Genomic DNA, 25,560 nt, shown 5'->3' with positions numbered 1-25,560 from the left:
CGCGCGGGCGGGACGCGGGGACCGGCCCCCGACGACGGACGAATGGATCGCGTGGACCTCAAGCCTCCCAGTGACGACGCAGGACGGCGCGCCGACGCGTACGCGTCCGCGCCCCTGCTGAACTGCCTGCTGCGCGAGGTCGCCGAGGCGCTGCCGGCCGACGGGGAGCACCGGGTCCACCGGCTGCCCGGCACCGGCCGGCTGCTGCGGGTGCGGGCCGGTCGCCGGCCCGCCGATCCGGAGGTGCGCACGGCCGGGGCCTGGCAGCGCCTCGGCCACACCGAACTGGTCAAACTGGTCGCCGAGGAGCTGCGCCGGTACACCGGGCAGCCGGGCGACGACCTGCCCGCCGAGATGATCGACAGCAGGGAGGCCGTCGCCGCCCTGCTCACCGCCCGCGCCCGGGCGGCGGCGCCCGCGGACCCGTACCTGCGCTCCGAGCAGTCCCTGATCACCGGCCACCCCTGCCATCCCGCCCCCAAGGCCCGCGGTGGCGGTCCGGCCGCGGCCTGGCTGCCGTACGCGCCCGAGGCGCACGCCCGCTTCCCGCTCGCGCTGCTCGGGGTGCGCGCGGACCAGGTGGCCGAGGAGGGCGACACCAGCGCGCTGGACGCCCTGGGCACCGCCCCGCCCGGGTACCGGCTGCTGCCGGCCCACCCCTGGCAGCTCGACCTGGCCGCCCGCGACCTGGCGCCCGCCCTCGCCGACGGCCGGCTGATCAGGCTCGGCGCCACCGCCTTCGACGCGTGGCCCACGGCGGCGGTCCGCACGGTGTACGAGCCCCGGCGCGACCTGTTCCTGAAGTTCAGCCTGGACGTGCGCATCACCAACGACATCCGCCGGCTGTGGCGCCACGACCTGCTGAGGCTGCGCCGCACCGACACGGCCGTCGCACGCGCGTTCGCCGCGATGGGGCCGCCCGCCGCATGGCTGCCCGACGTCGGCTACCGCACCGCCGCCTTCGCCTTCGAGGAACTCGCCGTACTGGTGCGGGGCGGGCTGCGCGAGAGCCTCCTGCCCGGCGCCACCCCGCTGCTCGCCGCCGCCCTGGCGGAGGGCTTCGAGGGCAGCCCCCTGGCCGCCGCCACCGACCCGGAGGCCTGGTGGGAGGCGTATCTGCGGCAGGTCGTGCCGTCCGCCCTGACGGCCTTCGCCGACCACGGCGTCGTCCTGGAGGCGCATCTGCAGAACACCCTGGTCGCCGTGGACCCGGCGGGCCTGCCCGTACAGGCCCTGTTCCGGGACGCCGAGGGCGTCAAGCTGCTCCCGGAGGTCTCCCGGGCGGCCGGCTGGGAGCGGCTGGTCTACTGCCTGGTCGTCAACCACCTCACCGAGATCGCCGCGGCCCTGGCCGAGCACCACCCCGGACTCGACCCCTGGCCGGCCGCCCGCCGCGAACTCGGCCGCCACGACCTGCCCGAGATCACCGCGCTGCTCTCCTCGCCCACCCTCCCGGGCAAGACCAACCTGCTGCTGCGCTGGACCGGCGCGGACGGCGCCGCCGCCCGCTACCAGCCCCTGCCGAACCCGCTGGCCGGCCGCTGACCTGATCTACCCTGGCCGGTGTGCTGCGCGATGTGACTGCTGTTCGATACGTGAACCCGCTCCGGTCCGGCGGCTCCGTCCCCGGCGTCGTGGAGGCCGACGATCTCGGTACCTACGTCGTGAAGTTCACCGGGTCGGCCCAGGGGCACAAGGCGCTGGTCGCCGAGGTGATCGTCGGGGAACTCGCGCGGGCGCTGGGGCTGCGCTTCCCGGAGCTGGTCCTCGTCCACTTCGACCCGGCGATCGCCGCCGACGAGCCCCACCAGGAGGTCCGGGAGCTGCACGGCGCCAGCGCGGGCCTCAACCTCGGGATGGACTACCTGCCCGGCGCCGCCGACTTCACCCCGGAGATCGCCGGGAGCTTCGCCGTGGACCCGCTGGAGGCGGGCCGGATCGTCTGGCTGGACGCGCTGACCGTCAACGTGGACCGGACGGTGCACAGCTCCAACCTGATGGTGTGGCCCACCCTCGGCACCGTGCCGCCGCGCCTGTGGCTCATCGACCACGGCGCCGCCCTCGTCTTCCACCACCGCTGGGACACCACCACGCCGGGCAAGCGGTACGACTTCCGCCATCACGCCCTCGGCCACTACGGTCCCGACGTCCGGGCCGCCGACGCGGAGCTGGCGCCCCGGGTGACCGAGGAGCTGCTGCGCGGCATCGTCGCCGAGGTGCCGGACGCCTGGCTGGCCGAGGACGCGGGGTTCGCGGCCCCCGACGACGTCCGGGCGGCCTACGTCGACTACCTCCTGCAGCGGGTGCGGCTGTCGGCCGAGTGGCTGCCGACCGGCTTCCCCAGCCGGGCGGAACTGGCCGCCGAGGAGACCGCCCGGGCGGCCAGGACGCAGGCGGGCCGCCCGGACTGGCTCAAGCACGTCCCCGACCTGCACGGCAGGCCGGGGGTGGAGCAGGACGGGGCGGCGCACTTCGGCTGACGGGCGGCCCCGGGAAAGGCTCCGGAGCCGTCCGGCCGGCGTCCCTCAGCCCTTCAGCCGCTCGTACGCCGGCAGGGTGAGGAAGTCGGCGTAGTCCTCGTCGAGGGACACCTGGAGCAGCAGGTCGTGCGCCTGCTGCCAGTGGCCGGCTGCGAAGGCCTCCTCGCCGATCTCCGCGCGGACGGCGGCCAGTTCCTCCGCCGCGACCTTGCGGGCCAGTTCCGCCGTGGCCTTCTCGCCGTTCTCGAACTCGACGCCCGCGTTGATCCACTGCCAGATCTGGGAGCGGGAGATCTCCGCGGTGGCCGCGTCCTCCATCAGGTTGAAGATGGCGACCGCGCCGAGTCCGCGCAGCCAGGCCTCGATGTAACGGATGCCGACCTGGACGGCGTTGACGAGACCGGGGTACGTGGGCTTCGCGTCCAGCGAGTCCACGGCGATCAGGTCGGCCGCCTCGACGTGGACGTCCTCCCGGAGCCGGTCCTTCTGGTTCGGCCGGTCGCCGAGCACCCTGTCGAAGGACTCCATGGCGATCGGGACCAGATCGGGGTGGGCGACCCAGGAGCCGTCGAAGCCGTCGTTCGCCTCGCGGTCCTTGTCCGCCTTGACCTTCTCGAAGGCGACCTTGTTGACCTCCTCGTCGCGCCGGGACGGGATGAACGCCGCCATGCCGCCGATCGCGTGCGCGCCCCGCTTGTGGCAGGTGCGGACCAGGAGTTCGGTGTACGCGCGCATGAACGGCGCGGTCATCGTGACCGCGTTGCGGTCCGGCAGGACGAACTTCGGCCCGCCGTCACGGAAGTTCTTCACGATGGAGAACAGGTAGTCCCAGCGGCCCGCGTTCAGCCCCGAGGCGTGGTCGCGCAGCTCGTAGAGGATCTCCTCCATCTCGTACGCCGCCGTGATCGTCTCGATCAGGACGGTGGCGCGGACGCTGCCCTGCGGGACGCCCACGTAGTCCTGCGCGAAGACGAACACGTCGTTCCACAGGCGTGCCTCGAGGTGCGACTCGGTCTTCGGCAGGTAGAAGTACGGGCCCTTGCCGAGGTCCAGCAGCCGCTGGGCGTTGTGGAAGAAGTACAGGCCGAAGTCGACCAGCGCGCCGGGCACCGGAGTGCCGTCGGCGTCGACCAGGTGGCGCTCGTTCAGGTGCCAGCCGCGCGGGCGCATGACGACCGTGGCCAGTTCCTCGGCGGGGCGCAGGGCGTAGGACTTGCCGGACGCCGGGTCGGTGAAGTCGATGTTCCGGGTGTAGGCGTCGACCAGGTTGACCTGGCCGAGGACCACGTTCTCCCAGGTGGGCGCGGAGGCGTCCTCGAAGTCGGCGAGCCAGACCCTCGCGCCCGAGTTGAGGGCGTTGATGGTCATCTTCCGGTCGGTGGGGCCGGTGATCTCCACGCGCCGGTCGTTCAGCGCGGCCGGGGCGGGGGCGACCCGCCACGAGTCGTCCGCGCGGACGGCGGCCGTCTCCGGCAGGAAGTCCAGGGTGGAGGTGCGGGCGATCTCGGCGCGGCGCTGCGCGCGGCGGGCGAGGAGTTCGTCACGGCGCGGGGTGAACCGCCGGTGCAGCTCCGCCACGAAGGCGAGCGCCGCGTCGGTGAGGACCTCCTCCTGCCGGGGCAGGGACTCGGCGTCGACGATGGCCAGCGGAGACGGCGCTGGTGCGGACATGAGCTGTCACTTCCTTCAGCGATGGCACCGGGTGCCAAGTGGCACGAAATGGACGATCGGCGCCCGCTGTGCGGCCAGGCGCTTCTGAACAGTGGATAGTAGTTTCCTCATCGTGGAACTTCAATGGTTTGTTGATGTCGAGAATCTCCGGGTCGAGGCAAGGTGGCGCTCGGTGCCACCCCGTTCACTCAAGGTGGCTCAGGTCCGCCTCGGTGTCGATGTCGTACGGTTCGGCCACGTCCGCGCACTCCACCAGCCTGAGCGCGGCCTGGTGCTCCCGCAGGTAGGCGCGGGCCCCGCGGTCCCCGGTGGCGGACGCCTCGATCCCCGCCCAGTGCGCCGCGCCGAACAGCACCGGATGGCCGCGCACACCGCCGTAGGCGGCCGAGACCAGCGAGTTCCGGTCCTCGTACGCGTCGAGCACCCGGGCCGCCGCGGCCGGTCCGATGCCCGGCTGGTCGACCAGGCTCACCAGGGCCGCCGCCACCCCCGTCCCGGCCAGTGAGGCGAGCCCGGCGCGCAGCGACGACCCCATGCCCTCGGCCCAGTCGGGGTTGGCGACCGTGACGCAACCGCCCAGGTCCGCCCGGGCCCGGACCTCGTCCGCCGCCGCGCCGAGGACGACATGGATCCGTCCGCAGCCGGCCGCGCGCAGCACTCCGACCGCGTGTTCGACCAGCGGCCGCCCCCGGTGTTCCAGCAGCGCCTTGGGCCGCCCGCCGAGCCGTCTGCCGCCGCCGGCGGCCAGCACCAGCCCGGCGACGCTCTCCCCGTGTCCGTCCCGGTTGTCCGTCATGCGTCCTGCATACCCGACGCGGGCCGCGCCGGCCGTGCCCCTTGGGCTGAATTTCGGTCCGCGTGGTGGCGCTCCCGTACGGGGTCGCGTTTACTGACCCGCGCACGACGGCGTGTGAGGGGGAGGGCTGTGTCGCGGAGCTTGGAGCAGAGGCCGGTGACCGGCGGCGACGAGGACGTGAGACTGGCGGGGCTGCGGACCGCGGTGTCCCGGCTGCGCCGTGAACTCGCCGCGCTTCCGGCGGACTTCCCCGACCGGGGGATAGCCGAGGACGAGCTGGCCGCACTCGCGGCGATGGCCGCCGGCGGCGTCCCCGAGACCCCCCGCCTGCGCCGCTCCCTGCTGCTGATCGCGGGCGCGATCGGCTCGGTCAGCGCGCTGGCCCGCGGTCTGACGGAGGTCCGGGACGCGGTGGACCTGTTCGGGGAGCCGCCGGGGAGGTGAGCCGTGTGGCCGTCGCCGCGCCCGGGGCGTGAGGGGACCGGGCGGGCGGGTCCGTCGGTGCCGGGCCCCGCTCGCGCGCGAACCGACGACGACGTCCACGCACCCGTCGGCCGCGGCTCGCCTGCGACTCGCCCGCCTGGCGGGGCGGCGGGGCGGTCGCGCGTGGCTGATCGCGCTCGACGCCCCGGACATGGGCCACCGCCTGACGGCGGCGGCCCTCTGCACCGACCGGCGGGCGGCTCAGGCGCCCGAGCTGGCCAGGGCCTCGGACAACTCGACGGCGATGCCCTGCAGCACCGGCACGATCTTCTCGGTCGCCGCCTCGGTGACCCGGCCGGCCGGTCCGGAGATGGAGATCGCGGCCGCCGTCGGGGAGTCGGGCACCGGCACCGCGAGGCAGCGGACGCCGATCTCCTGCTCGTTGTCGTCCACCGCGAACCCCTGCCGGCGCACGTCCGCCAGCGCCGCCAGGAAGCCGTCGGGCGTGGTGATGGTCTTCTCGGTCGCGGCCGGCATGCCCGTGCGGGAGAGCAGGGCGCGCACCTCGTCGTCCGGGACGCCTGCCAGCAGGGCCTTGCCGACCCCGGTGGAGTGCGGCAGCACGCGCCGCCCCACCTCGGTGAACATCCGCATCGAGTGCTTCGACGGCACCTGTGCGACGTAGACGATCTCGTCGCCGTCCAGCAGGGCCATGTTCGCCGTCTCGCCGGTCTCCTCCACCAGCCGGGCGAGGTAGGGCCGCGCCCAGGTGCCGAGCAGCCGGGAGGCGGACTCGCCGAGCCGGATCAGCCGCGGACCGAGCGCGTACCGGCGGTTCGGCTGCTGGCGTACGTAACCGCAGGCCACCAGGGTGCGCATCAGCCGGTGGATGGTGGGCAGGGGCAGCCCGCTGGTCGCGGACAGCTCGCTCAGGCCGACCTCGCCGCCCGCGTCCGCCATCCGCTCCAGCAGATCGAAGGCGCGCTCCAGGGACTGGACCCCGCCGGCGGAGGACTTGGCGGAGTCGGTGGTGCTGGCGCTGGACGTCGGCACGGCACGTTCCTTTCGGGACTGGCGGGGAGGGCAGAAGCCTACCCGGCGGCCGGTTGACTCCCTGCTTGTACGTAGCTACGTTCTGCTCATCGGAATTCTAATTCCGCTTTGTGGAAACGTCTAGAGTCGTCGCCCCCGTGACGCTGTTCAGAAGTGTGCCCCTTGACGGCGGGGGAGCGGGAGTGAAGACTCCTTCAACAGAACGTTGAAGTCCGTTACATGGGTGTAAATCCTGTTTCCTGGACGTGAACGGCGGCAGAGAGAGGGGTCCGGGTGTCCGACGCTGAACTGGTGCTGCGCTCGACGCGCGTCATCACACCGGAGGGGACGCGGGCCGCCACGGTCACCGTGTCCGCCGGCGCCATCACGGCCGTACTGCCGTACGACGCCGAAGTACCGGCCGCGGCACGCCTGGAGGACGTCGGCGACCACGTGCTGCTGCCCGGCCTGGTCGACACCCACGTGCACGTCAACGACCCCGGCCGCACCGAGTGGGAGGGCTTCTGGACCGCGACGCGCGCCGCCGCGGCCGGCGGCATCACCACGCTCGTCGACATGCCCCTCAACTCGCTGCCGCCGACCACCACGGTCGGCAACCTGCGGATCAAGCAGGAGGTCGCGGCCGACAAGGCGCACATCGACGTCGGTTTCTGGGGCGGCGCCCTGCCCGGCAACGTGAAGGACCTGCGCCCGCTGCACGACGCCGGCGTCTTCGGCTTCAAGGCGTTCCTGTCCCCGTCCGGCGTCGACGAGTTCCCGCACCTCGACCAGGAGCAGCTCACCCGCTCCCTGACCGAGATCGCCGGCTTCGACGGCCTGCTGATCGTGCACGCCGAGGACCCGCACCGGCTCGCCGCCGCCCCGCAGCACGGCGGCCCCCGGTACGCCGACTTCCTCGCCTCCCGCCCGCGCGACGCCGAGGACTCGGCCATCGCCACCCTCATAGCGGAGGCGAAACGCCTCGACGCGCGCGTGCACGTGCTGCACCTCTCCTCCAGCGACGCGCTCCCGCTGATCGCCGCCGCCCGCGCCGAGGGCGTACGCCTCACCGTGGAGACCTGCCCGCACTACCTCACCCTGACCGCGGAGGAAGTCCCGGACGGGGCAAGCGAGTTCAAGTGCTGCCCGCCCATCCGCGAGGCCGCCAACCAGGACCTGCTCTGGCAGGCCCTCGCCGACGGCGTCGTCGACTGCGTCGTCACCGACCACTCGCCCTCCACCGCCGATCTGAAGACGGACGACTTCGCCACCGCCTGGGGCGGCATCTCCGGCCTCCAGCTCAGCCTGCCCGCCGTGTGGACGGAGGCCCGCCGGCGCGGCCACACCCTGGAGGACGTCGTCCGCTGGATGTCCACCCGGACGGCCGCCCTGGCCGGCCTGTCCCATAAGGGCGCCATCGAGGCCGGCCGCGACGCCGACTTCGCCGTGCTCGCCCCCGACGAGGCCTTCACCGTCGACCCGGCCGGCCTGCAGCACCGCAACCGGGTCACCGCCTACGCCGGCCGCACCCTGCACGGCGTGGTGAAGTCCACCTGGCTGCGCGGCGAACGCATCGCCGCCGACGGCGAGTTCAGCGAACCGAAGGGGCGGCTGCTGACCCGTACCCCCTGATTCCCCCGGCCCCCGCGACCGCGGCGGCCCGCGACCGAAAGGAAATCTGATCACTGTGACGGCGATTGCGAGCTTCACCGGCGACGCGAACCCCTACGGAGGAGGCGACCCCTACGCGGACTACCGCACCGCGGACTTCCCCTTCACCCAGTACGCCGACCTCGCCGACCGGCGGCTCGGCGCCGGTGTCATCGCCGCCAACGACGAGTTCTTCGCCCAGCGGGAGAACCTGCTGGTGCCCGAGCGGGCCGAGTTCGACCCCGAGCACTTCGGGCACAAGGGCAAGATCATGGACGGCTGGGAGACCCGGCGCCGGCGCGGAGCCTCCGCCGAGCACCCCTGGCCGACGGACGAGGACCACGACTGGGCGCTGGTCCGGCTCGGTGCGCCCGGCGTGATCCGCGGGATCGTGGTCGACACCGCGCACTTCCGCGGCAACTACCCGCAGGCCGTCTCGGTGGAGGGCACGTCGGTGCCCGGCTCCCCGTCCCCTGAGCGGCTGCTGGGCGACGACGTGAAGTGGACGACGCTCGTCCCGCGCACCCGGGTCGGCGGCCACGCGGCCAACGGCTTCGCCGTCTCCGCCGAGCAGCGCTTCACGCACCTGCGGGTCAAGCAGCACCCCGACGGGGGCATCGCGCGGCTGCGCGTGTACGGCGAGGTCGTCCCCGACCCCCGGTGGCTGGAGGCGCTCGGCACCTTCGACGTGGTCGCGCTGGAGAACGGCGGCCGCGTCGAGGACGCCTCCGACCTCTTCTACTCCCCGGCCACCAACACCATCCAGCCCGGCCGCTCCCGCAAGATGGACGACGGCTGGGAGACGCGCCGCCGCCGCGACCGGGGCAACGACTGGATCCGCTACCGGCTGGCCGCCCAGGCCCGGATCCGCGCCGTCGAGATCGACACGGCGTATTTGAAGGGCAACAGCGCGGGCTGGGCTTCGGTGTCCGTCCGGGACGGCGAGGACGGCGACTGGCGGGAGATCCTGCCCCGCACCCGCCTCCAGCCCGACACCAACCACCGCTTCGTCCTGCCGGAGCCGGCCGTCGGCACCCACGCGCGCGTGGACATCTACCCCGACGGCGGCATCTCCCGCCTCCGCCTCTTCGGCAGCCCGACCGAAACGGGCGCCACCGCCCTCACGGCCCGCCACCAGGAACTGGGCGGCTGAGTCCGCGCTGTCCGGGCACCTCCCGTCGCCACGCGCGCACCTGAGCGGACGCGCGCGCGGCGACGCCGGGTCCGTCGCCTCGTGCGCTGAGGCGCGCAGGCGGGTTCGCACCGGTGCGCCGGCAGCGCTGTCTCAGTCGCCCGCCCCGGGACTGACGGCTGAGCCCGTGCGCCACGCGCTGCCTCACCCGTCCGCCACCAGGCACTCGGCGGCTGAGTCCGCCCGACGCGCGCGTGCCCGTCGCATCGCGTCCGCGCGCGCGTGGCGACGTCGGGCATGCCCCTCATGTACGCGGGGCGGGACCGCACCGGTGGGCCCCGCCCGCTGCGTCAGGCCGCGTGTCCGCCGTCCACCGAGAACTCCGCGCCGGTGACGTAGGCCGCGTCCGGGCCCGCCAGGTGGGCCACCGTCGCCGCCACCTCGTCGGCCGTGCCGAAGCGGCCCAGTGCGGTCATCGCCGCCTGCGCCGGCGCGTACGGGCCGTCCGCCGGGTTCATGTCCGTGTCCGTCGGGCCCGGATGGACGATGTTGGCGGTGATCCCGCGCCCGCCCAGCTCGCGGGCCAGGGCCCTGGTCAGGCCCACCAGGGCCGACTTGCGATGCGCCCGCCGTCCGCCAGCACCGCGGCGGCCGCCTGCGACGCCAGGAACACCCCGCGGACGTTCACCGCGAGCACCCGGTCGACGTCCTGCGGGGACAGCGAGTCCAGCGGGCCCAGCAGACCCACGCCCACGTTGTTCACCAGCACGTCGAGACCGCCGTACGCCTCCGCAGCCCGGCCCACCGCGCCCGCCGCCTCCCGCGGGTCGGCGGAGTCCGCGCGCAGCGCCACCGCCCGCCGCCCCAGCGCCTCCACGGCCCGCACCACGCCGTCCGCCGCCTCCTTGCCGTTCACATAGGTCACCGCCACGTCCGCACCCGCGCGCGCCAGACGCAGCGCGACCGCCGCCCCGATTCCCCGGCTGCCGCCGGTCACCAGGGCCACCTTGCCGTCGAGAGATCCGTTCGTCGTCGTCATGCCCCCATCCCAGCCGCCGGGGGCGCCGTCCACCGGCGGTGTACGGACATCGACCTCGTCACACCCGGAACTCTTCGATCCGCCTCCCGCGTTCTCCTCCCGTGACCCTTCAGCAAGAGATCGTCGGCAACGCCATGCAGATGGCGGTTGTCAACCTCCGCCCCGGCCAGACCGTGTACTGCGAGGCCGGGAAGTTCCTGTTCAAGACGACGAACGTGACCATGGAGACCCGGCTGTCCGGCCCCTCGGGCAACGGAGGCCGGCAGCAGAACGGCTCCGGCGGCATGGGCGGCATGCTGCGCCAGGCCATGGGCACCGCCATGCAGGTCGGCCAGCGCATGATGGCCGGCGAGTCACTGGCCTTCCAGTACTTCACCTCGCAGGGCGGCGAGGGCACCGTCGGCTTCGCGGGCGTGCTGCCCGGCGAGATGCGCGCCCTGGAGCTGGACGGCACGCGCGCGTGGTTCGCCGAGAAGGACGCCTTCGTGGCCGCCGAGTCCAGCGTCGAGTTCGGCATCGCCTTCCAGGGCGGACGCACCGGCATGAGCGGCGGCGAGGGCTTCGTCCTGGAGAAGTTCACCGGGCACGGCACCGTGATCATCGCCGGCGCGGGCAACTTCATCGACCTGAACCCGGCGGACTTCGGCGGCCGCATCGAGGTCGACACCGGCTGCGTCGTCGCCTTCGAGGAGGGCATCCAGTACGGCGTCCAGCGCGTCGGCGGACTGAACCGGCAGGGCATCATGAACGCCGTGTTCGGCGGCGAGGGCCTGTCCCTGGCCACCCTGGAGGGCAACGGCCGGGTGATCCTGCAGTCCCTCACCATCGAGAGCCTCGCCAACGCCCTGAAGAAGGCCCAGGGCGGCGACAAGCAGGGTCCGACCGGCGGACTGTTCTCGACCCACGCCGGCTGAACCGATGACTTCCGGGGGCGCGCGGGGTCCGACCTGATGACAACGGACCCCGCACCCGGAAGAAGGCACCTGTCATGGGCAAGCTCGTCTCCACCGTCTTCGTCAGCCTCGACGGCGTGTATCAGGCGCCCGGCGGCCCCCAGGAGGACACCAGCGGCGGCTTCGGCCAGGGCGGCTGGACCTTCCCGTACGGCGACGAGGACTTCGGCCGGTTCGTCACCGAGTCCTTCGGCCGCGCCGGAGCCTTTCTGCTCGGCCGCCGCACGTACGAGATCTTCGCCTCCTACTGGCCGGGGATGACCGACCCGGCCGACCCGGTCGCGAGCAGGCTCAACGCCCTGCCCAAGTACGTCGTCTCCGCCACCCTCCAGGCGCCCGGGTGGTCCGGCACCACCGTCGTCTCCGGCGACCTCGCCAAGGAGGTCGCCGCCCTCAAGGAGCGCACCGACGGCGAGCTCCAGATCCACGGCAGCGGGGCCCTGGTGCGCTCCCTGGTGGACCTGCGGCTGGTCGACACCCTGCACCTGGTGACCTTCCCGGTCGTCCTCGGCGCCGGCCGCCGGCTGTTCGCGGAAGGCGCCGTCCCCACCCGCTTCGAGCGCACGGGAGGCCGGGTCACCGCCGCGGGCGTCTCCATCCAGAGCTACGACCCGCTCGGCAGCCCCGAGTACGGTTCGTTCTGACCCTCGGGCCGGCCGCGGGGCACCCCCTGGCGCGGGCCTGGCCCGAAGATCGTCCCCACCGGTACGGTGATCGCGCCCCGTGCGAGCCGGCGACGTCTGCGCACCCCCTCGGAAGACCGGGAGAGCCGCCCCGATGTCGTCGATCGCCGTACCCGGCGCCCTCGCGCCCCGCCGCGCCTGGCACACCGACCTGCCCGTGCTGCTCGTCGCGGTCTGCTGGGGCGCCAGCTACCTCGCCGCGAAGGACATCACCACCGCCCGTACGGTGCTCGCCGTGCTCGTGCTGCGGTTCGCACTGGTGCTGCCCGTGCTCGGCGCCGTCGGGCTGCGTTCCCTGCGCGGCCTCACCGGCGCTCAGTGGCGCGGCGCGGCCCTGCTGGGGCTGATCCTGGGCGGTGTCTTCCTGCTGGAGACGTACGGGGTCGTGCACACCTCGGCGACCAATGCCGGTCTGATCATCAGCCTCACCATGATCCTCACCCCGCTCGCCGAGGCCGCGGTCACCCGCACCAGGCCCACCGCCGCCTTCCTCGGCGCCGCGGCCCTGTCGGTGCTCGGCGTCGTGCTGCTCACCCAGGGCGGCGGCTTCACCCGGCCGTCCGCCGGCGACCTGCTGATGCTGCTCGCCGCGCTGGTCCGCACCCTGCACGTCCTCGTCATGTCCCGGCTGCGCTCCGTGCGCGGCGCGGGCGCCCTTCCGCTCACCACCGTCCAGCTCGGTACCGCGGTCGCCGTCTTCGCGGCCCTGTCGGCCGGGGCCGGCGGCCCGGCGCCGTGGACGGCCGCGGCCGGCTTCGGCCCGCAGGAGTGGGCCGGCCTGCTCTTCCTCTCGGCACTGTGCACGCTGTTCGCGTTCTTCGTGCAGATGTGGGCGGTCCGCCGCACCTCGCCGTCGCGGGTCAGCCTGCTGCTGGGCACCGAGCCGCTATGGGCCGCTGCGGCCGGCATCGCCCTCGGCGGGGAACGGCTCGGGACGCTCGGCCTGGTCGGCGGCGTACTGGTGCTCGGCGGGACCGCCTGGGGCCGCCGGGCGGCGGACTGACGCACGCCCGCGCACCGCGGCGCGGGCCCGGGAGGCGGCCGCGCCGCGCTCCCCGACGGCGGAAGGCCCCCGGCGCGCGGTGCGCCGGGGGCCTTCGCGTCGCCGTACGGACGACGCCCGTACGGATCAGCAGCCGAAGTCGACGAGGTCGAACGTGGCGTAGTGGTCGGAGGTGTAGTAGTCCTCCTCGGTCTTGTCGCCGGTGACGATCCGGCGGGCGCCGCGCGTGGGGGAGCCCGGCGTGATGACGGTGTACTCGTGGTAGTAGCCGCTCTGCTGACTCGGCAGCACGTTCTCCCGGTTCTGGAAGACGGTCCCGTCCTGCGAGTAGGGGAACGGCCCGCCCTCGTCGATCAGGTCGAGCGTGTCGTGCGCCTGTGGGGGGAGGGCGCCGTAGCAGACGCTGCCGACGGAGGCGGCGGCCGCGTCCGCCGTGGTGGCGGAGACGGTGCCGCCCACGACGAGCGTGGACAGAACGGCGGCGGCGACAGTGATACGAGATGCGCGTGGGGGGAATCTCATGCCTTCATGATGACGCGCGTAGAGCGTGGCATGTCAATGTCAAACTCGCGGAGTTTCCCGTGAAGTCACGTGAATTTCCGGCGAGTTCACCGTGCGGGGTGACGACGGGCACGGTGTGCCCGCCCCGTGCGTTGACACCTTGGCAGCACCGCGCCGGGGGACGTCCCCGGTGTGTCCCGGGGGATTTCGGAAGAGGGCGATGGACGGGCAACCGGTGATCGATCTGGGCGAGTTCGTGGACGCGTTCCGCACGGACCCGCATCCGTACTACGCGAGGCTGCGCGAGCGGGGGCCCGTGCACCGGGTGCGGCTCGGCGGGGCGGACGAGGGGCGGACGGCCTGGCTGGTCGTCGGGTACGAGGAGGCGCGGGCCGCCCTCGCCGATCCCCGGCTGGCCAAGGACACCGCGCGGATCGGCTCGCCGCTGCTGGACGAGGAGAAGATCGGCAAGTACCTGCTGGTCACCGACCCGCCCCAGCACACCCGGCTGCGTTCCCTGGTCACGCGCGCGTTCACCATGCGCCGGGTGGAGCGGCTGCGCCCCCGGATCCAGCGGATCACCGACGAGCTGCTGGACGAGATGCTGCCGCGCGGCCGCGCCGACCTCATCGAGGCGCTGGCCTACCCGCTGCCCCTCACGGTCATCTGCGAACTCCTCGGCGTCCCGGACATGGACCGCGCCGAGTTCCGCCGGATCTCCACCGAGGTCGTCGCACCGACCGACGCCGACACGGAGTACGACGCGATCGTCGCCCTCTCCGAATACCTCCCGGAACTGATCGAGGACAAGCGTCGCGCCGGCCCCACCGACGACCTGCTCAGCGACCTGATCCGCACCACCGCCGAGGACGGCGACCGGCTCTCCCCGGACGAACTGAGCGGCATGGCCTACCTGCTGCTCATCGCCGGCCACGAGACCACCGTCAACCTCATCGGCAACGGCGTCCACGCCCTCCTCGCCCATCCGGACCAACTCGCCGCCCTGCGCGCCGACATGAGCCTGCTGGACGGCGCCGTCGAGGAGATGTTGCGCTACGAGGGCCCGGTGGAGACCGGCACCTACCGGTACGCCGCCGAACCCCTGGAGATCGCCGGCCGCGTGATCGAGAAGGGCGAGTCGGTGATGATCGGCCTCACCGCCGCCGGCCGTGACGCCGACCGCTACGCCGACCCCGACCGGTTCGACATCCGCCGAGACGCCCGCGGCCACCTCGCCTTCGGCCACGGCATCCACTACTGCCTGGGCGCGCCCCTGGCCCGCCTGGAGGGCCGGATCGCCATCGGCGCCCTCCTGGAACGCGCCCCCGGGCTCGCACTCGACGGCCCCACGGGCGAGTGGCTGCCGGGCCTGTTGATGCGGGGGATGCGCAGCCTGCCCGTGCGCTGGTGAACCGCGCGAGGCCGGGCGGGCGCCGCCGTACGGCACGGGTTCAGCCGTACGACGGCTGGACCCGGTCCTGGATCTCCAGCAGCCGCACCGGGCGGCGCTCCCGCCGGGACACCTCGCAGGCCTCGGCGATCCGCAGCGCCTGCAGGGCCTCCTGCCCGTCGCACGGGTTGGGCCGCTCACCGCGCAGCACCTCGACGAAGGCGCACAGCTCGGCCTCGTAGGCGGGCCCGAAGCGCTCCAGGAACCCGGTCCAGGGCCTGGACGCGGGCGGCGGCCCGGTCGGCTCGGTGGACGCCACCGGCGTACGGTCGTCCAGGCCGACCACGACCGTGTCCCGCTCGCCGGCCAGCTCCATCCGGACGTCGTATCCCGCGCCGTTCAGCCGGGTCGCCGTCGCCGTGGCCAGCGTGCCGTCGTCCAGGGTGAGCAGGGCCCCGCCGGTGCTGACGTCCCCGGCCTGGCGGAACATCGGCGGCCCGGCGTCCGAACCGGCCGCGTACACGTCCGTGACCTCGCGACCCGTCACCCAGCGCAGCACGTCGAAGTCGTGGATCAGGGTGTCGCGGAACAGGCCGCCGGACAGCGGCAGCCACTCCGGCGGGGGAGGGGACTGGTCGGAGGTCATGGCCCGCACGGTGTGCAGCCGCCCCAGCCGGCCCGAGCGCACCGCCTCCCGGGCGCCCGCGTAGCCCGCGTCGAAGCGCCGCTGGAACCCCATCTGCAGCACCGTGCCCGCCGCCTCGACCTCGGCGAGCGCGTGCAGCGTCCCCGGCAGGTCGAGCGCTATGGGTTTCTCGCAGAAGACCGGGAGGCCGGACCGGGCCGCCCGGCCGATCAGCTCAGCGTGCGCCGCGGTCGCGGTGGTGATCACCACCGCGTCCACGCCCCAGCGGAAGATCTCGTCCACCCCGGGCGCCGCCGTCTCGCCCAGCCGGTGCGCCAGCTCCTGTGCCCGCGCCGGGTCCGCGTCGGTCAGGATCAGCGACCCGACCTCGCGATGGCGGCTGAGCGTGTTCGCATGAATGGTGCCGATGCGGCCCGTACCGATGACCCCGATGCGCATGGAAACAAAGTGAGGGCCGACCCGGGGCCCTGTCAATCGTCATGTCCGGACAACCGGACTACACGACTTCCCGTCAACCGGGCACGCGACTACGCTCGAGCCGTGCCCAAACCAGTTGTGGACCCGACCGTGACACTCGATCTCCGGGTGGACCGCAGTTCCCCGGTGCCGTTGTACTTCCAGCTCTCCCAGCAGCTGGAGGCCGCGATCGAGCACGGCGGCCTCACGCCGGGCAGCCTGCTGGGCAACGAGATCGAGCTGGCCGCCCGGCTCGGCCTGTCCCGGCCCACGGTCCGCCAGGCCATCCAGTCGCTCGTCGACAAGGGCCTGCTGGTCCGCCGCCGGGGCGTGGGCACCCAGGTCGTGCACAGCCAGGTCAAGCGCCCTCTGGAGCTGAGCAGCCTCTACGACGACCTGGAGGCCGCCGGGCAGCGGCCCGAGACGAAGGTCCTGGTCAACACCGTCGAACCGGCCTCCGCCGAGATCGCCGCGGCGCTCGGGGTGCCCGAGGGCGGTGACGTCCACCGCGTCGAGCGGCTGCGCCTCGCGCACGGTGAGCCGATGGCGTACCTGACCAACCACCTGCCGCCGGGTCTGCTCGACCTGGAGACCGGCCGGCTGGAGGCCACCGGCCTGTACCGGCTGATGCGCTCCGCCGGGATCACCCTGCACAGCGCCCGCCAGTCCATCGGCGCCCGGGGCGCCACGGCCGCCGAGGCCGAGCGGCTGTCCGAGGCGGAGGGCGCCCCGCTGCTCACCATGCGGCGCACCACCTACGACGACACCGGCCGCGCGGTGGAGTACGGCGACCACACCTACCGTCCGAGCCGCTACTCCTTCGAGTTCCAGCTCCTGGTGCGCCCCTGAGCCGCCGCCCGTTCGTCCCCGACCGCCGGGCCCGTACCCCCCTGACCGCCCGGCCCGCCGCACGTCGCAATGTCCTGACAAGGTGACGGGCAGGGGCTCCCCGGCGGTGTCACGGGTGTTCCCCGTGTTCGATACTGGAGTGTTGGGGGCCGCCGAGATGATCGCCGGCCCCTTGCGTACGGACGGACACGGCAAGAAGGGCACGGCCTCGTGGCACGGTTTCGGACCTGGGTAGGCATAGCGCTGGCAGGGGCACTCTCCGTGTCCCTCGCCGGGTGCAGCAGCACCGGCGGCAAACGGGCGGAGGACGCCCGCAAGGCCGCCGCGGCCCAGGGTCGGGCGGCGGTGAACACCCCCCGCTGGACCTTCGCTATGGTCACCCACTCGGGAGACGGCGACACCTTCTGGGACATCGTGCAGAGCGGCGCCAAGCAGGCCGCGCTCAAGGACAACATCAACTTCCTGTACTCGCACGACGACGAGGCCCAGCAGCAGGCCCAGCTCGTGGACGCGGCGGTCGACAAGAAGGTCGACGCCATCATCGTCACCCTCGCCAAGCCCGACGCACTCAAGGCCGCCGTCGCCCGCGCCGAGAAGGCCGGCATCCCGGTGATCACCGTGAACTCCGGCTCCGAGGAGTCCAAGGCCTTCGGCGCCCTCACCCACATCGGCCAGGACGAGACCGTCGCCGGCGAGGCCGTCGGCGAGGAGCTGAACAAGCGCGGCAGGAAGAAGGCCCTGTGCGTCCTGCACGAGCAGGGCAACGTGGGCCACGAGCAGCGCTGCGACGGCGTGGCCAAGACCTTCCACGGCACCGTGCGCAAGCTGTACGTCAACGGCACCAACATGCCCGACGTGCAGTCCGCGATCGAGGCCAAGCTCCAGGCGGACAGCTCCGTCGACGCGGTCGTCACCCTCGGCGCCCCCTACGCCGACACCGCCGTGCAGGCGAAGAAGGGCGCGGGCAGCGAGGCGGAGATCGACACCTTCGACCTCAACGCCAAGGTCGCCGCCGAGCTGAAGGACGGCACCCTCGGCTTCGCCGTGGACCAGCAGCCCTACCTCCAGGGCTACCAGGCCGTGGACCTGCTCTGGCTGTACAAGTACAACGGCGACGTCCTCGGCGGCGGCCGGCCCGTGCTGACCGGCCCGCAGATCGTCACCAAGGACCAGGCCGCCTCGCTGGCCGAGTACACCGAGCGGGGCACCCGGTGAACGCCACCCTGGAACAGGCGCCGGACGAGAGACTCCTGGCCGGCTCGCCGCTGCGGAAACTGCTCGCCCGCCCGGAGCTGGGCTCGGTGGTCGGCGCGCTCGCCGTCTTCGTCTTCTTCGCCTTCGCCGCCGACGGCTTCCTGCGCACCGCCAGCCTCAGCACCGTCCTGTACGCCTCCTCGACCATCGGCATCATGGCCGTCCCCGTGGCGCTGCTGATGATCGGCGGCGAGTTCGACCTGTCCGCCGGCGTCCTGGTGACGTCCTCGGCGCTGGTCTCGTCGATGTTCAGCTACCAGATGACGGCGAACACCTGGGTCGGCGTGGGCGTGTCGCTGCTGGTCACCCTGGCCATCGGCGCGTTCAACGGCTTCATGCTCACCCGCACCGGGCTGCCCAGCTTCATCATCACGCTCGGCACCTTCCTGATGCTGACCGGTATGAACCTCGGCTTCACCAAGCTGATCGACGACACGGTCTCCACCAAGAGCATCGCGGACATGGAGGGCTTCGCGAGCGCCCGCGCCGTCTTCGCCTCGACCCTCACGGTCGGCGGCGTCGACTTCAAGGTCACCATCCTGTGGTGGCTGGGCCTGGTCGCCCTCGGCTCCTGGATCCTGCTGCGCACCCGCGCCGGCAACTGGATCTTCGCGGCCGGCGGCAACCAGGACGCGGCCCGCGCGGTCGGCGTGCCGGTCGCCAGGACGAAGATCGGCCTCTACATGGGCGTGGCGCTCGGCGCCTGGATCTCCGGGCAGCACCTGCTCTTCTCCTTCGACGCCGTCCAGTCCGGCGAGGGCGTCGGCAACGAGCTGATCTACATCATCGCGGCCGTCATCGGCGGCTGCCTCATCACCGGCGGCTACGGCAGCGCCGTCGGCTCCGCGGTCGGCGCGCTCCTGTTCGGCATGACCAGCAAGGGCATCGTCTTCGCCGAGTGGAACCCGGACTGGTTCAAGTTCTTCCTCGGAGCGATGCTGCTCCTCGCGACCCTGCTCAACGCCTGGGTCCGCAAGCGCGCGGAGGCCAACAAGTGACGTCCCTCGTCGAGCTGACCGACGTCAGCAAGCACTACGGCACCGTCCGCGCCCTCGAAGGCGTCTCCCTGGAGGTCAACGCCGGGGAGATCACCTGCGTCCTCGGCGACAACGGGGCCGGCAAGTCCACCCTGATCAAGATCGTCGCGGGCCTGCACCGGCACGACGGCGGCACCCTGCGCATCGAGGGCGAGGAGACCGCCCTCTCCTCCCCGCGCGAGGCCCTGGACCGCGGCATCGCCACGGTCTACCAGGACCTCGCCGTCGTTCCCCTGATGCCGGTCTGGCGCAACTTCTTCCTCGGCTCGGAGCCCCGCAAGGGCGTGGGCCCCTTCAAGCGCCTGGACATCGACCTCATGCGCCGCACCACGCGCGAGGCCCTGCTCCGCATGGGCATCGACCTGCGCGACGTCGACCAGCCCATCGGCACCCTCTCCGGCGGCGAGCGCCAGTGCGTGGCGATCGCCCGCGCCGTCCACTTCGGCGCCAAGGTCCTGATCCTGGACGAGCCGACGGCGGCGCTGGGCGTGAAGCAGTCGGGCGTGGTGCTGAAGTACGTGGCCGCGGCACGCGACGAGGGCCTCGGCGTCGTACTGATCACCCACAACCCGCACCACGCGTACCTGGTGGGCGACCGGTTCGTCCTGCTGCGGCGGGGCACGATGGTGGGCAATCACACAAGGGACGGGATCACCCTGGACGAGCTGACCCGGCAGATGGCGGGAGGGTCCGACCTCGACGCCCTGCGCCACGAACTGCAGCGTCGCTGAGGGGCGCTGGGAACCGCGCGATCCGCCGGGACGGGCCCGTGCCCGGCGCCGATCGCGCGCCCTCCTCCGCTCCCCCTTGCCGCACCAGGCGTGAGCGTGCGGCAGAATCGAGCAACGATGAGCACCTACCGCGACCTCACCGCCCCCATCGGCTCCCGTCGAGCCCCCGTGCTCCGCACGGTCGGGACAAGGGAACGCCGCTCGCACCTGACCGCGCCGCGCGTGCCCACGGTCGGCATCGACATCGGCGGCACCAAGGTCATGGCGGGCGTGGTGGACGCGGACGGCAACATCCTGGAGAAGCTCCGCACGGAGACCCCGGACAAGTCGAAGAGCCCCAAGGTCGTCGAGGACACCATCGCCGAGCTGGTCCTGGACCTGTCCGACCGGCACGACGTGCACGCGGTCGGCATCGGCGCCGCCGGCTGGGTCGACGCCGACCGCAACCGCGTCCTGTTCGCCCCCCACCTGTCCTGGCGCAACGAGCCCCTGCGGGACCGCCTCGCCAGCCGCCTGTCCGTTCCGGTGCTGGTGGACAACGACGCGAACACCGCCGCCTGGGCGGAGTGGCGCTTCGGCGCCGGACGCGGCGAGGACCACCTGGTCATGATCACCCTCGGCACCGGCATCGGCGGCGCCATCCTGGAGGACGGCCAGGTCAAGCGCGGCAAGTACGGCGTCGCCGGCGAGTTCGGCCACATGCAGGTGGTGCCCGGCGGCCACCGGTGCCCGTGCGGCAACCGCGGCTGCTGGGAGCAGTACAGCTCCGGCAACGCGCTCGTCCGCGAGGCCAAGGAGCTGGCTGCGGCCGACTCCCCGGTGGCCTACGGGATCATCGAGCACGTCAAGGGCGCCGTCGACGACATCTCCGGCCCGATGATCACCGAGCTGGCCCGCGAGGGCGACGCCATGTGCATCGAGCTGCTGCAGGACATCGGCCAGTGGCTCGGCGTCGGCATCGCCAACCTCGCGGCGGCCCTCGATCCGTCCTGCTTCGTGATCGGCGGCGGCGTCAGCGCCGCCGACGACCTGCTCATCGGCCCCGCCCGGGACGCCTTCAAACGCCACCTCACGGGCCGCGGCTACCGCCCCGAGGCCCGCATCACCCGCGCCCAGCTCGGCCCCGAGGCCGGCATGGTGGGCGCCGCCGACCTCGCCCGGCTGGTCGCCCGGCGGTTCCGGCGGGCCAAGCGGCGCCGGGTGGAACGCCACGAGCGCTACGAGCGGTACGCACAGGCCCGCCGCGACCAGGACACCGCATGACCACATCGCTGCCGCACCAGGCCGCGCCGCCGGACGAGCCGCGCCGCGCCGTGGAGGACCCCCGCCACAAGGCGAAGCGCAGGGTGCTGACCCTGCTGATCATCGTGCTGCTCATCGGCGTCCCGGCGGGCTACCTGGTGATCTCCGCCAACCAGAGCCGCAGCAGCGGCAAGGACAAGGAGGCGAAGTACTCGGCGACCGGCCTCGCCCCGGGCTTCCCCTCCAAGGTGCAGCGCCGCCTCTACCAGGTGGCCGTGCCGCACCCCGCCGACTACATCGCGTACTACGAGACCAACAACTGGAAGACCAGCCGGCTCTACATAGAGTTCCGCACCAACAGCGCCGGCCTGGACGCCTTCCTGGGCGCCATGGGCGTACGCCGGGACGAGCTGAAGAAGGACCTCAAGCCGATCAGCGCCCGGGACCGGAAGGTCTCCGGCTGGAACTTCTCCGGACCCGGCCAGTGGTACGGACTGGCCCATCCGCAGAAGAACCCGGCGCCCACCCAGGACGTGCTCGTGAACATGGCCGACCCGAACTACCCGATGGTGTACGTCGTCTCCCGCACGGTCCCGTAGCGCCGTTCCGGGCGGCCCCCCCGGCCCGCGGCGCCCGGGCCGCCCGGCCGCCGGACCCGGTTGTCGGACCCCGCCCGTAGAGTCGAGGACGTCCGGTCGGTCCAGGACCAGGGCGGGAGGTGGCAGAACGTATGAGCGGCGGCACGACCGCGGTCGCGGGATCCAGGGGAGCGCCCGGCCGGACCGGGAACCCGGTACCGGTGCGCCTCGCGTCCGTCTACCTGCCCGCGCCCCTCCCGCGCGAGAGCCGGATCGCCTTCTGGGACCCCGAGGGCGGCCCGCTGCCCACCGACACCGGGTCCGGAGCGCCCGCCGTCGAGGAGCTGACCGTCGTACGGCGCCACGGAGCGGGCGCCCGCCGCCGGCAGGTGCCCGCGCTCACCCTGCCGATCGCCGACGCCCTGCCCCTGCTGGTCCGCGCCCGGCGCGACCCGGCCGCCCACCCGGCCACCGTCTGCTGGGGCGCCGCCGCGCTGCACGCCCTGCGCCTCGTCGCCCGCGGCCGGCTGCTGCCCGGCCTCACCCCGGGCGGCCACGACGCCTGGCGGGCCGGTCCGCTGGAACCCGACGACATCGCCCACCTGCGCCAGGTGGCCGCCGCCCTGCCGCCCGAGGGGCACGCCGTCCCGCTGCCGGAGCCGGGCCCGCTGCGGCTGCCCGAGCCGGAGGCACTGGTCCGGTCCTTCCTGGACGCGGTCGCCGACACCCTGCCCCGCACCCCCGCCGCCGCCCACACCGCGGGCCGGCCCTTCGCCGCCCGGGAGCCCCAGTCCCTCCCGCACGCCCACGACTGGGCCGCGGAGGTCGCCGCCGGCATGGACGCGGGGGTACGGATCTCACTGCGCCTCGACCTGTCCGCGTCCGACGTCTTCGACGCCGATGCCGTCGGAGGAGCCCGCGCCGCCGGCGCCGCGATCGTCCAGGTGCACAGCCTCGCCGACCCGACCCTGATGACCGACGCGGCCGCACTGTGGGCCGGCGAGGCGGACGCGGCGTTCGGCCCGCGCGCCCAGGTGGACGCCGCCCTGGCCGTACGCCGCGCCGCCCGGGTGTGGCCGCCGCTGCACCGGCTCACCGAGCAGGACGTGCCCGACGTCCTCGCCCTGTCGGAGGAGGAACTCGGCGACCTGCTCGGCGTGGCCGCCGCCCGGCTCGGCGCGGCCGGGGTGGCCGTGCACTGGCCCCGCGACCTCGCCCGCGACCTCAGCGCCGCCGCCGTGGTGCGCCCGGCGCCCGGCTCGGCGACCGACGGCACCGGGTTCTTCGAGAGCGAGGAGCTGCTGCGGTTCAGCTGGCAGCTCGCACTCGGCGGGGAACCGCTCAGCGAGGCCGAGATGGACGCGCTCGCCGAGGCCCACCGGCCGGTCGTCCGGCTCCGCGACCGCTGGGTGCTGGTCGATCCCGCCCTGGTCCGCAAGGCCCGCAAACGCGAACTGGGCCTGCTCGACCCCGTCGACGCCCTGTCCGTCGCGCTCACCGGCACCGCCGAGGTGGACGGCGCACGCGTCGAGGCCGTCCCCACCGGCGCGCTGGCCGCCCTGCGCGACCGCCTCACCGCCGGACTGCGCCCGGCCGAACCGCCCGCCGGACTCGACGCCACACTGCGCGACTACCAGCTGCGCGGTCTGGCCTGGCTCGATCTGATGACCTCCCTCGGCCTCGGCGGCTGCCTCGCCGACGACATGGGCCTCGGCAAGACGATCACGCTGATCGCCCTGCACCTGAAGCGGGCCCGCACCGAGCCGACCCTGGTGGTCTGCCCCGCGTCCCTGCTGGGCAACTGGCAGCGCGAGATCACCCGGTTCGCGCCCGGCGTGCCCGTCCGCCGCTTCCACGGCCCCGACCGCACCCTCGACGGCCTGGCCGGCGGCTTCGTCCTCACCACGTACGGCACGATGCGCTCCGCCGCCGGGCAGCTCGCCGAGCAGCCCTGGGGGATGGTCGTCGCCGACGAGGCGCAGCACGTGAAGAACCCGTACTCCGCGACCGCGAAGGCGCTGCGTACCATCCCGGCGCCCGCGCGCGTGGCCCTCACCGGCACCCCGGTGGAGAACAACCTCTCCGAACTGTGGGCCCTGCTCGACTGGACCACCCCCGGCCTGCTCGGCCCGCTGAAGTCCTTCCGCGCCCGGCACGCCCGCGCGGTGGAGAACGGCGAGGACCAGGAGGCGGTGGAGCGGCTGTCCCGGCTGGTCCGCCCCTTCCTGCTGCGCCGCAAGAAGTCCGACCCCGGCATCGTCCCCGAACTGCCGCCCAAGACCGAGACCGACCACCCGGTGCCGCTCACCCGTGAGCAGGCCGCGCTGTACGAGGCGGTGGTGCGCGAGTCCATGCTCGCCATCGAGACCGCGGAGGGCATCGGCCGGCGGGGCCTGGTCCTGAAACTGCTCGGCGCCCTGAAGCAGATCTGCGACCACCCCGCCCTGTACCTCAAGGAGGACGCCCGCGCCGACCGCCTGGCCGCCCGCTCCGGCAAACTCGCGTTGCTGGACGAGCTGCTGGACACCGTGCTCGCCGAGGACGGCTCCGCCCTCGTCTTCACCCAGTACGTCGGCATGGCCCGGCTCATCACCGCCCACCTGTCCGCCCGCGCGGTCCCGGTGGACCTGCTGCACGGCGGCACGCCGGTGGCTGAGCGCGAGCGCATGGTCGACCGCTTCCAGAGCGGCGGGACCCCGGTGCTGGTGCTCTCGCTGAAGGCGGCCGGCACGGGCCTGAACCTCACCCGTGCTGGCCATGTCGTGCACTTCGACCGCTGGTGGAACCCGGCCGTCGAGGAGCAGGCCACCGACCGCGCCTACCGCATCGGCCAGACCCAGCCCGTCCAGGTCCACCGCCTGGTCACCGAGGGCACCGTCGAGGACCGCATCGCCGAGATGCTCGCCGCCAAACGAGCCCTGGCCGACGCCATCCTCGGCTCCGGCGAGGCCGCCCTGACCGAACTGACGGACCGCGAACTCTCCGACCTCGTCTCCCTGCGGAGGACGTCATGACGCCCGGGGAGCCACGCCCCGGCGACGCCGCCCGAGAGGCCCTGCGCGCGGCCCGCCGGCGCACGGGGACCGCCGGCAACGGGACGGCCCCCGAGCCGGAGAACCCACCGGCCACCACCGCACCGGAGCCCGGCACCGAGTCCGGCGCGGAACCCGCCGGCACCGCCGAGCCCCGCCCCGCCGACATCGCGAGAGCGGCCCTGCGAGCCGCGACATCCGCCCCGGCCCCCGCGGACACCCAGCGGCCCGCCGCCGAAGCCCGGCCGGGGCCGGCGACCGGGGCTTCGTCCCCGCCGGGCCGGGCGCCCGACGACCCGCCCCCGGCGTCGGAGGCGGGGTCGTCCATCGACTCGGCCCGTGCCGACGCCCGGTGGTCTGCCGTGCCGCCGGCCGCCGAGGGCCGGCCGTCCGCTGGTCGGTCGGGGTCGGCGGCTGGGGTTTCGTCCCCGCCGGGCCGGTCGTCCGACGACCCGCTCCCGGCGTCGGAGGCGGGGTCGTCCGCCGACTCGGCCCGTGCCGACGCCCGGTGGTCTGCCGTGCCGCCGGCCGCAGAGAGTCGGCCGTCCGCTGGTCGGCCGGGGCCGGTGACTGGGGCTTCGTCCTCCTCGGGCCGGTCGTCCGACGCCCCGCGCTCGGGGTCGGAGGCGGAGTCGTCCGCCGAGTCGGGCCGGGCCGACGCCCGGCGGTCCGCCCTGTCGCCGGCCGCAGAGAGTCGGCCGTCCGCTGGTCGGCCGGGGCCGGTGACTGGGGCTTCGTCCTCCTCGGGCCGGTCGTCCGACGACCCGCTCCCGGCGTCGGAGGCCGCGTCGTTCGCCGACTCGGCCCTGGCCGACGCCCGGCGGTCCGCCCTGTCGCCGGCCGCGGAAGGCCGGCCGTCCGGAGGCGCGGCGTCCTCCGGTGCGCTCCGGACGCCTGCTGTAGCGGAGCCCGAGGACGGGATTCGGGCCGCCGAAGTCCGGCCGCCCGCCGGCCTGCCAGGTCCGGTGACGGAGGCTTCGTC

21 protein-coding genes and 1 pseudogene are annotated in these 25,560 nt (G+C 73.7%); 16 read left to right on the top strand and 6 right to left on the bottom strand.

Translation table 11 applies throughout. The features are described from left to right. The first annotated feature begins 42 nt into the window (after positions 1-42). The gene (locus tag ACFYU0_RS18470) at positions 43-1,545 is read left to right on the top strand and encodes an IucA/IucC family protein (protein ID WP_389302315.1); all 1,503 of its coding nucleotides are present in this window, start codon (positions 43-45) and stop codon (positions 1,543-1,545) included. A gap of 20 nt (positions 1,546-1,565) precedes the next feature. After that, entirely contained in the window at positions 1,566-2,480 is a 915-nt protein-coding gene (locus ACFYU0_RS18465; protein ID WP_351665531.1) for a HipA family kinase, read from the top strand. A 45-nt stretch (positions 2,481-2,525) separates the two neighbouring features. On the opposite strand, the gene aceB is transcribed toward ACFYU0_RS18465, so the two are convergent. Then, positions 2,526-4,151: a malate synthase A gene (gene aceB, locus ACFYU0_RS18460; protein ID WP_389302311.1), complete on the bottom strand. Its 1,626-nt coding sequence runs from the start codon at positions 4,149-4,151 to the stop codon at positions 2,526-2,528. A gap of 184 nt (positions 4,152-4,335) precedes the next feature. Further along, a complete protein-coding gene (locus ACFYU0_RS18455; protein ID WP_389302309.1) occupies positions 4,336-4,947 on the bottom strand; it encodes an NTP transferase domain-containing protein in 612 nt (203 codons plus the stop codon). A gap of 156 nt (positions 4,948-5,103) precedes the next feature. Here ACFYU0_RS18455 and ACFYU0_RS18450 point away from each other — a divergent pair, with 156 nt between their 5' ends. Then, on the top strand, positions 5,104-5,391 hold the full coding sequence (locus ACFYU0_RS18450; RefSeq protein WP_389302306.1) for a DUF5955 family protein: 288 nt from the start codon (positions 5,104-5,106) through the stop codon (positions 5,389-5,391). 240 nt (positions 5,392-5,631) lie between these two features. Here the strand turns inward: ACFYU0_RS18450 and ACFYU0_RS18445 are convergent, their stop codons facing one another. After that, positions 5,632-6,423 (bottom strand): IclR family transcriptional regulator, encoded by a 792-nt coding sequence (locus tag ACFYU0_RS18445; RefSeq protein WP_351665523.1) that lies wholly within the window; start codon positions 6,421-6,423, stop codon positions 5,632-5,634. A 273-nt stretch (positions 6,424-6,696) separates the two neighbouring features. Between ACFYU0_RS18445 and allB the strand changes: the two genes are divergently transcribed. Further along, complete coding sequence (gene allB, locus ACFYU0_RS18440) at positions 6,697-8,034, top strand: allantoinase AllB (protein ID WP_389302302.1); 1,338 nt, start codon at positions 6,697-6,699, stop codon at positions 8,032-8,034. A 55-nt stretch (positions 8,035-8,089) separates the two neighbouring features. After that, entirely contained in the window at positions 8,090-9,205 is a 1,116-nt protein-coding gene (gene alc, locus ACFYU0_RS18435; RefSeq protein ID WP_389302299.1) for an allantoicase, read from the top strand. Between the two features lie 329 nt (positions 9,206-9,534). On the opposite strand, the pseudogene ACFYU0_RS18430 reads toward alc, so the two are convergent. Beyond that, positions 9,535-10,223: pseudogene (locus tag ACFYU0_RS18430) on the bottom strand (SDR family oxidoreductase). Between the two features lie 101 nt (positions 10,224-10,324). On the opposite strand from ACFYU0_RS18430, the gene ACFYU0_RS18425 reads away from it, so the two are divergent. The 3 genes from ACFYU0_RS18425 to ACFYU0_RS18415 all read left to right on the top strand — a co-directional run bounded on the left by ACFYU0_RS18425 (position 10,325) and on the right by ACFYU0_RS18415 (position 12,862). After that, complete coding sequence (locus ACFYU0_RS18425) at positions 10,325-11,137, top strand: AIM24 family protein (RefSeq protein WP_389302296.1); 813 nt, start codon at positions 10,325-10,327, stop codon at positions 11,135-11,137. 74 nt (positions 11,138-11,211) lie between these two features. Next, the gene (locus ACFYU0_RS18420) at positions 11,212-11,820 is read left to right on the top strand and encodes a dihydrofolate reductase family protein (protein WP_351665513.1); all 609 of its coding nucleotides are present in this window, start codon (positions 11,212-11,214) and stop codon (positions 11,818-11,820) included. 133 nt (positions 11,821-11,953) lie between these two features. Then, positions 11,954-12,862: a DMT family transporter gene (locus tag ACFYU0_RS18415; RefSeq protein WP_351665512.1), complete on the top strand. Its 909-nt coding sequence runs from the start codon at positions 11,954-11,956 to the stop codon at positions 12,860-12,862. A 126-nt stretch (positions 12,863-12,988) separates the two neighbouring features. On the opposite strand, the gene ACFYU0_RS18410 is transcribed toward ACFYU0_RS18415, so the two are convergent. Continuing rightward, complete coding sequence (locus ACFYU0_RS18410) at positions 12,989-13,384, bottom strand: ribonuclease domain-containing protein (RefSeq protein WP_389302292.1); 396 nt, start codon at positions 13,382-13,384, stop codon at positions 12,989-12,991. 199 nt (positions 13,385-13,583) lie between these two features. Here ACFYU0_RS18410 and ACFYU0_RS18405 point away from each other — a divergent pair, with 199 nt between their 5' ends. Next, entirely contained in the window at positions 13,584-14,774 is a 1,191-nt protein-coding gene (locus ACFYU0_RS18405; protein ID WP_389302289.1) for a cytochrome P450, read from the top strand. A gap of 40 nt (positions 14,775-14,814) precedes the next feature. On the opposite strand, the gene ACFYU0_RS18400 is transcribed toward ACFYU0_RS18405, so the two are convergent. Beyond that, a complete protein-coding gene (locus ACFYU0_RS18400; protein WP_351665509.1) occupies positions 14,815-15,837 on the bottom strand; it encodes a Gfo/Idh/MocA family oxidoreductase in 1,023 nt (340 codons plus the stop codon). 129 nt (positions 15,838-15,966) lie between these two features. Between ACFYU0_RS18400 and ACFYU0_RS18395 the strand changes: the two genes are divergently transcribed. The 7 genes from ACFYU0_RS18395 (at position 15,967) to ACFYU0_RS18365 (ending at position 24,560) form a co-directional block, all read left to right on the top strand. Further along, a complete protein-coding gene (locus ACFYU0_RS18395; protein ID WP_389302795.1) occupies positions 15,967-16,704 on the top strand; it encodes a GntR family transcriptional regulator in 738 nt (245 codons plus the stop codon). A gap of 210 nt (positions 16,705-16,914) precedes the next feature. Then, on the top strand, positions 16,915-17,919 hold the full coding sequence (locus ACFYU0_RS18390) for a sugar ABC transporter substrate-binding protein (RefSeq protein WP_351665508.1): 1,005 nt from the start codon (positions 16,915-16,917) through the stop codon (positions 17,917-17,919). Then, positions 17,916-18,956, top strand: coding sequence for an ABC transporter permease (locus ACFYU0_RS18385; RefSeq protein ID WP_351665507.1), 1,041 nt, complete (start codon positions 17,916-17,918; stop codon positions 18,954-18,956). The genes ACFYU0_RS18390 and ACFYU0_RS18385 overlap by 4 nt, the downstream gene beginning before the upstream one ends. Next, entirely contained in the window at positions 18,923-19,726 is an 804-nt protein-coding gene (locus ACFYU0_RS18380) for an ATP-binding cassette domain-containing protein (protein ID WP_389302792.1), read from the top strand. Before ACFYU0_RS18385 ends, ACFYU0_RS18380 begins: the two co-directional genes overlap by 34 nt. A 117-nt stretch (positions 19,727-19,843) precedes the next feature. Continuing rightward, the gene (locus ACFYU0_RS18375; RefSeq protein WP_351665505.1) at positions 19,844-20,989 is read left to right on the top strand and encodes an ROK family glucokinase; all 1,146 of its coding nucleotides are present in this window, start codon (positions 19,844-19,846) and stop codon (positions 20,987-20,989) included. Then, complete coding sequence (locus tag ACFYU0_RS18370) at positions 20,986-21,567, top strand: sugar kinase (RefSeq protein ID WP_351665504.1); 582 nt, start codon at positions 20,986-20,988, stop codon at positions 21,565-21,567. Before ACFYU0_RS18375 ends, ACFYU0_RS18370 begins: the two co-directional genes overlap by 4 nt. Before the next feature lie 131 nt (positions 21,568-21,698). After that, positions 21,699-24,560, top strand: a complete 2,862-nt coding sequence (locus ACFYU0_RS18365) for an SNF2-related protein (protein WP_389302284.1) — start codon at positions 21,699-21,701, stop codon at positions 24,558-24,560. The last annotated feature ends 1,000 nt before the right edge of the window (positions 24,561-25,560 follow it).

Source organism: Streptomyces sp. NPDC003720 (assembly GCF_042875075.1).
In the GTDB taxonomy this organism is placed as follows: domain Bacteria; phylum Actinomycetota; class Actinomycetes; order Streptomycetales; family Streptomycetaceae; genus Streptomyces.
Note: the sequence above shows the minus strand (reverse complement) of the source record. Positions and strands in the feature narration are given on the sequence as shown.

Bases quoted from the DNA above. Each gene is read 5' to 3' on its own strand.
- ACFYU0_RS18470 (WP_389302315.1), top strand. From the start codon at position 43: ATGGATCGCGTGGACCTCAAGCCTCCCAGTGACGACGCAGGACGGCGC.
- ACFYU0_RS18415 (WP_351665512.1), top strand. From the start codon at position 11,954: ATGTCGTCGATCGCCGTACCCGGCGCCCTCGCGCCCCGCCGCGCCTGG.
- ACFYU0_RS18410 (WP_389302292.1), bottom strand. From the start codon at position 13,384: ATGAGATTCCCCCCACGCGCATCTCGTATCACTGTCGCCGCCGCCGTT.
- ACFYU0_RS18400 (WP_351665509.1), bottom strand. From the start codon at position 15,837: ATGCGCATCGGGGTCATCGGTACGGGCCGCATCGGCACCATTCATGCG.
- ACFYU0_RS18375 (WP_351665505.1), top strand. From the start codon at position 19,844: ATGAGCACCTACCGCGACCTCACCGCCCCCATCGGCTCCCGTCGAGCC.
- aceB (WP_389302311.1), bottom strand. From the start codon at position 4,151: ATGTCCGCACCAGCGCCGTCTCCGCTGGCCATCGTCGACGCCGAGTCC.
- ACFYU0_RS18370 (WP_351665504.1), top strand. From the start codon at position 20,986: ATGACCACATCGCTGCCGCACCAGGCCGCGCCGCCGGACGAGCCGCGC.
- ACFYU0_RS18455 (WP_389302309.1), bottom strand. From the start codon at position 4,947: ATGACGGACAACCGGGACGGACACGGGGAGAGCGTCGCCGGGCTGGTG.
- ACFYU0_RS18365 (WP_389302284.1), top strand. From the start codon at position 21,699: ATGAGCGGCGGCACGACCGCGGTCGCGGGATCCAGGGGAGCGCCCGGC.
- ACFYU0_RS18405 (WP_389302289.1), top strand. From the start codon at position 13,584: ATGGACGGGCAACCGGTGATCGATCTGGGCGAGTTCGTGGACGCGTTC.
- ACFYU0_RS18420 (WP_351665513.1), top strand. From the start codon at position 11,212: ATGGGCAAGCTCGTCTCCACCGTCTTCGTCAGCCTCGACGGCGTGTAT.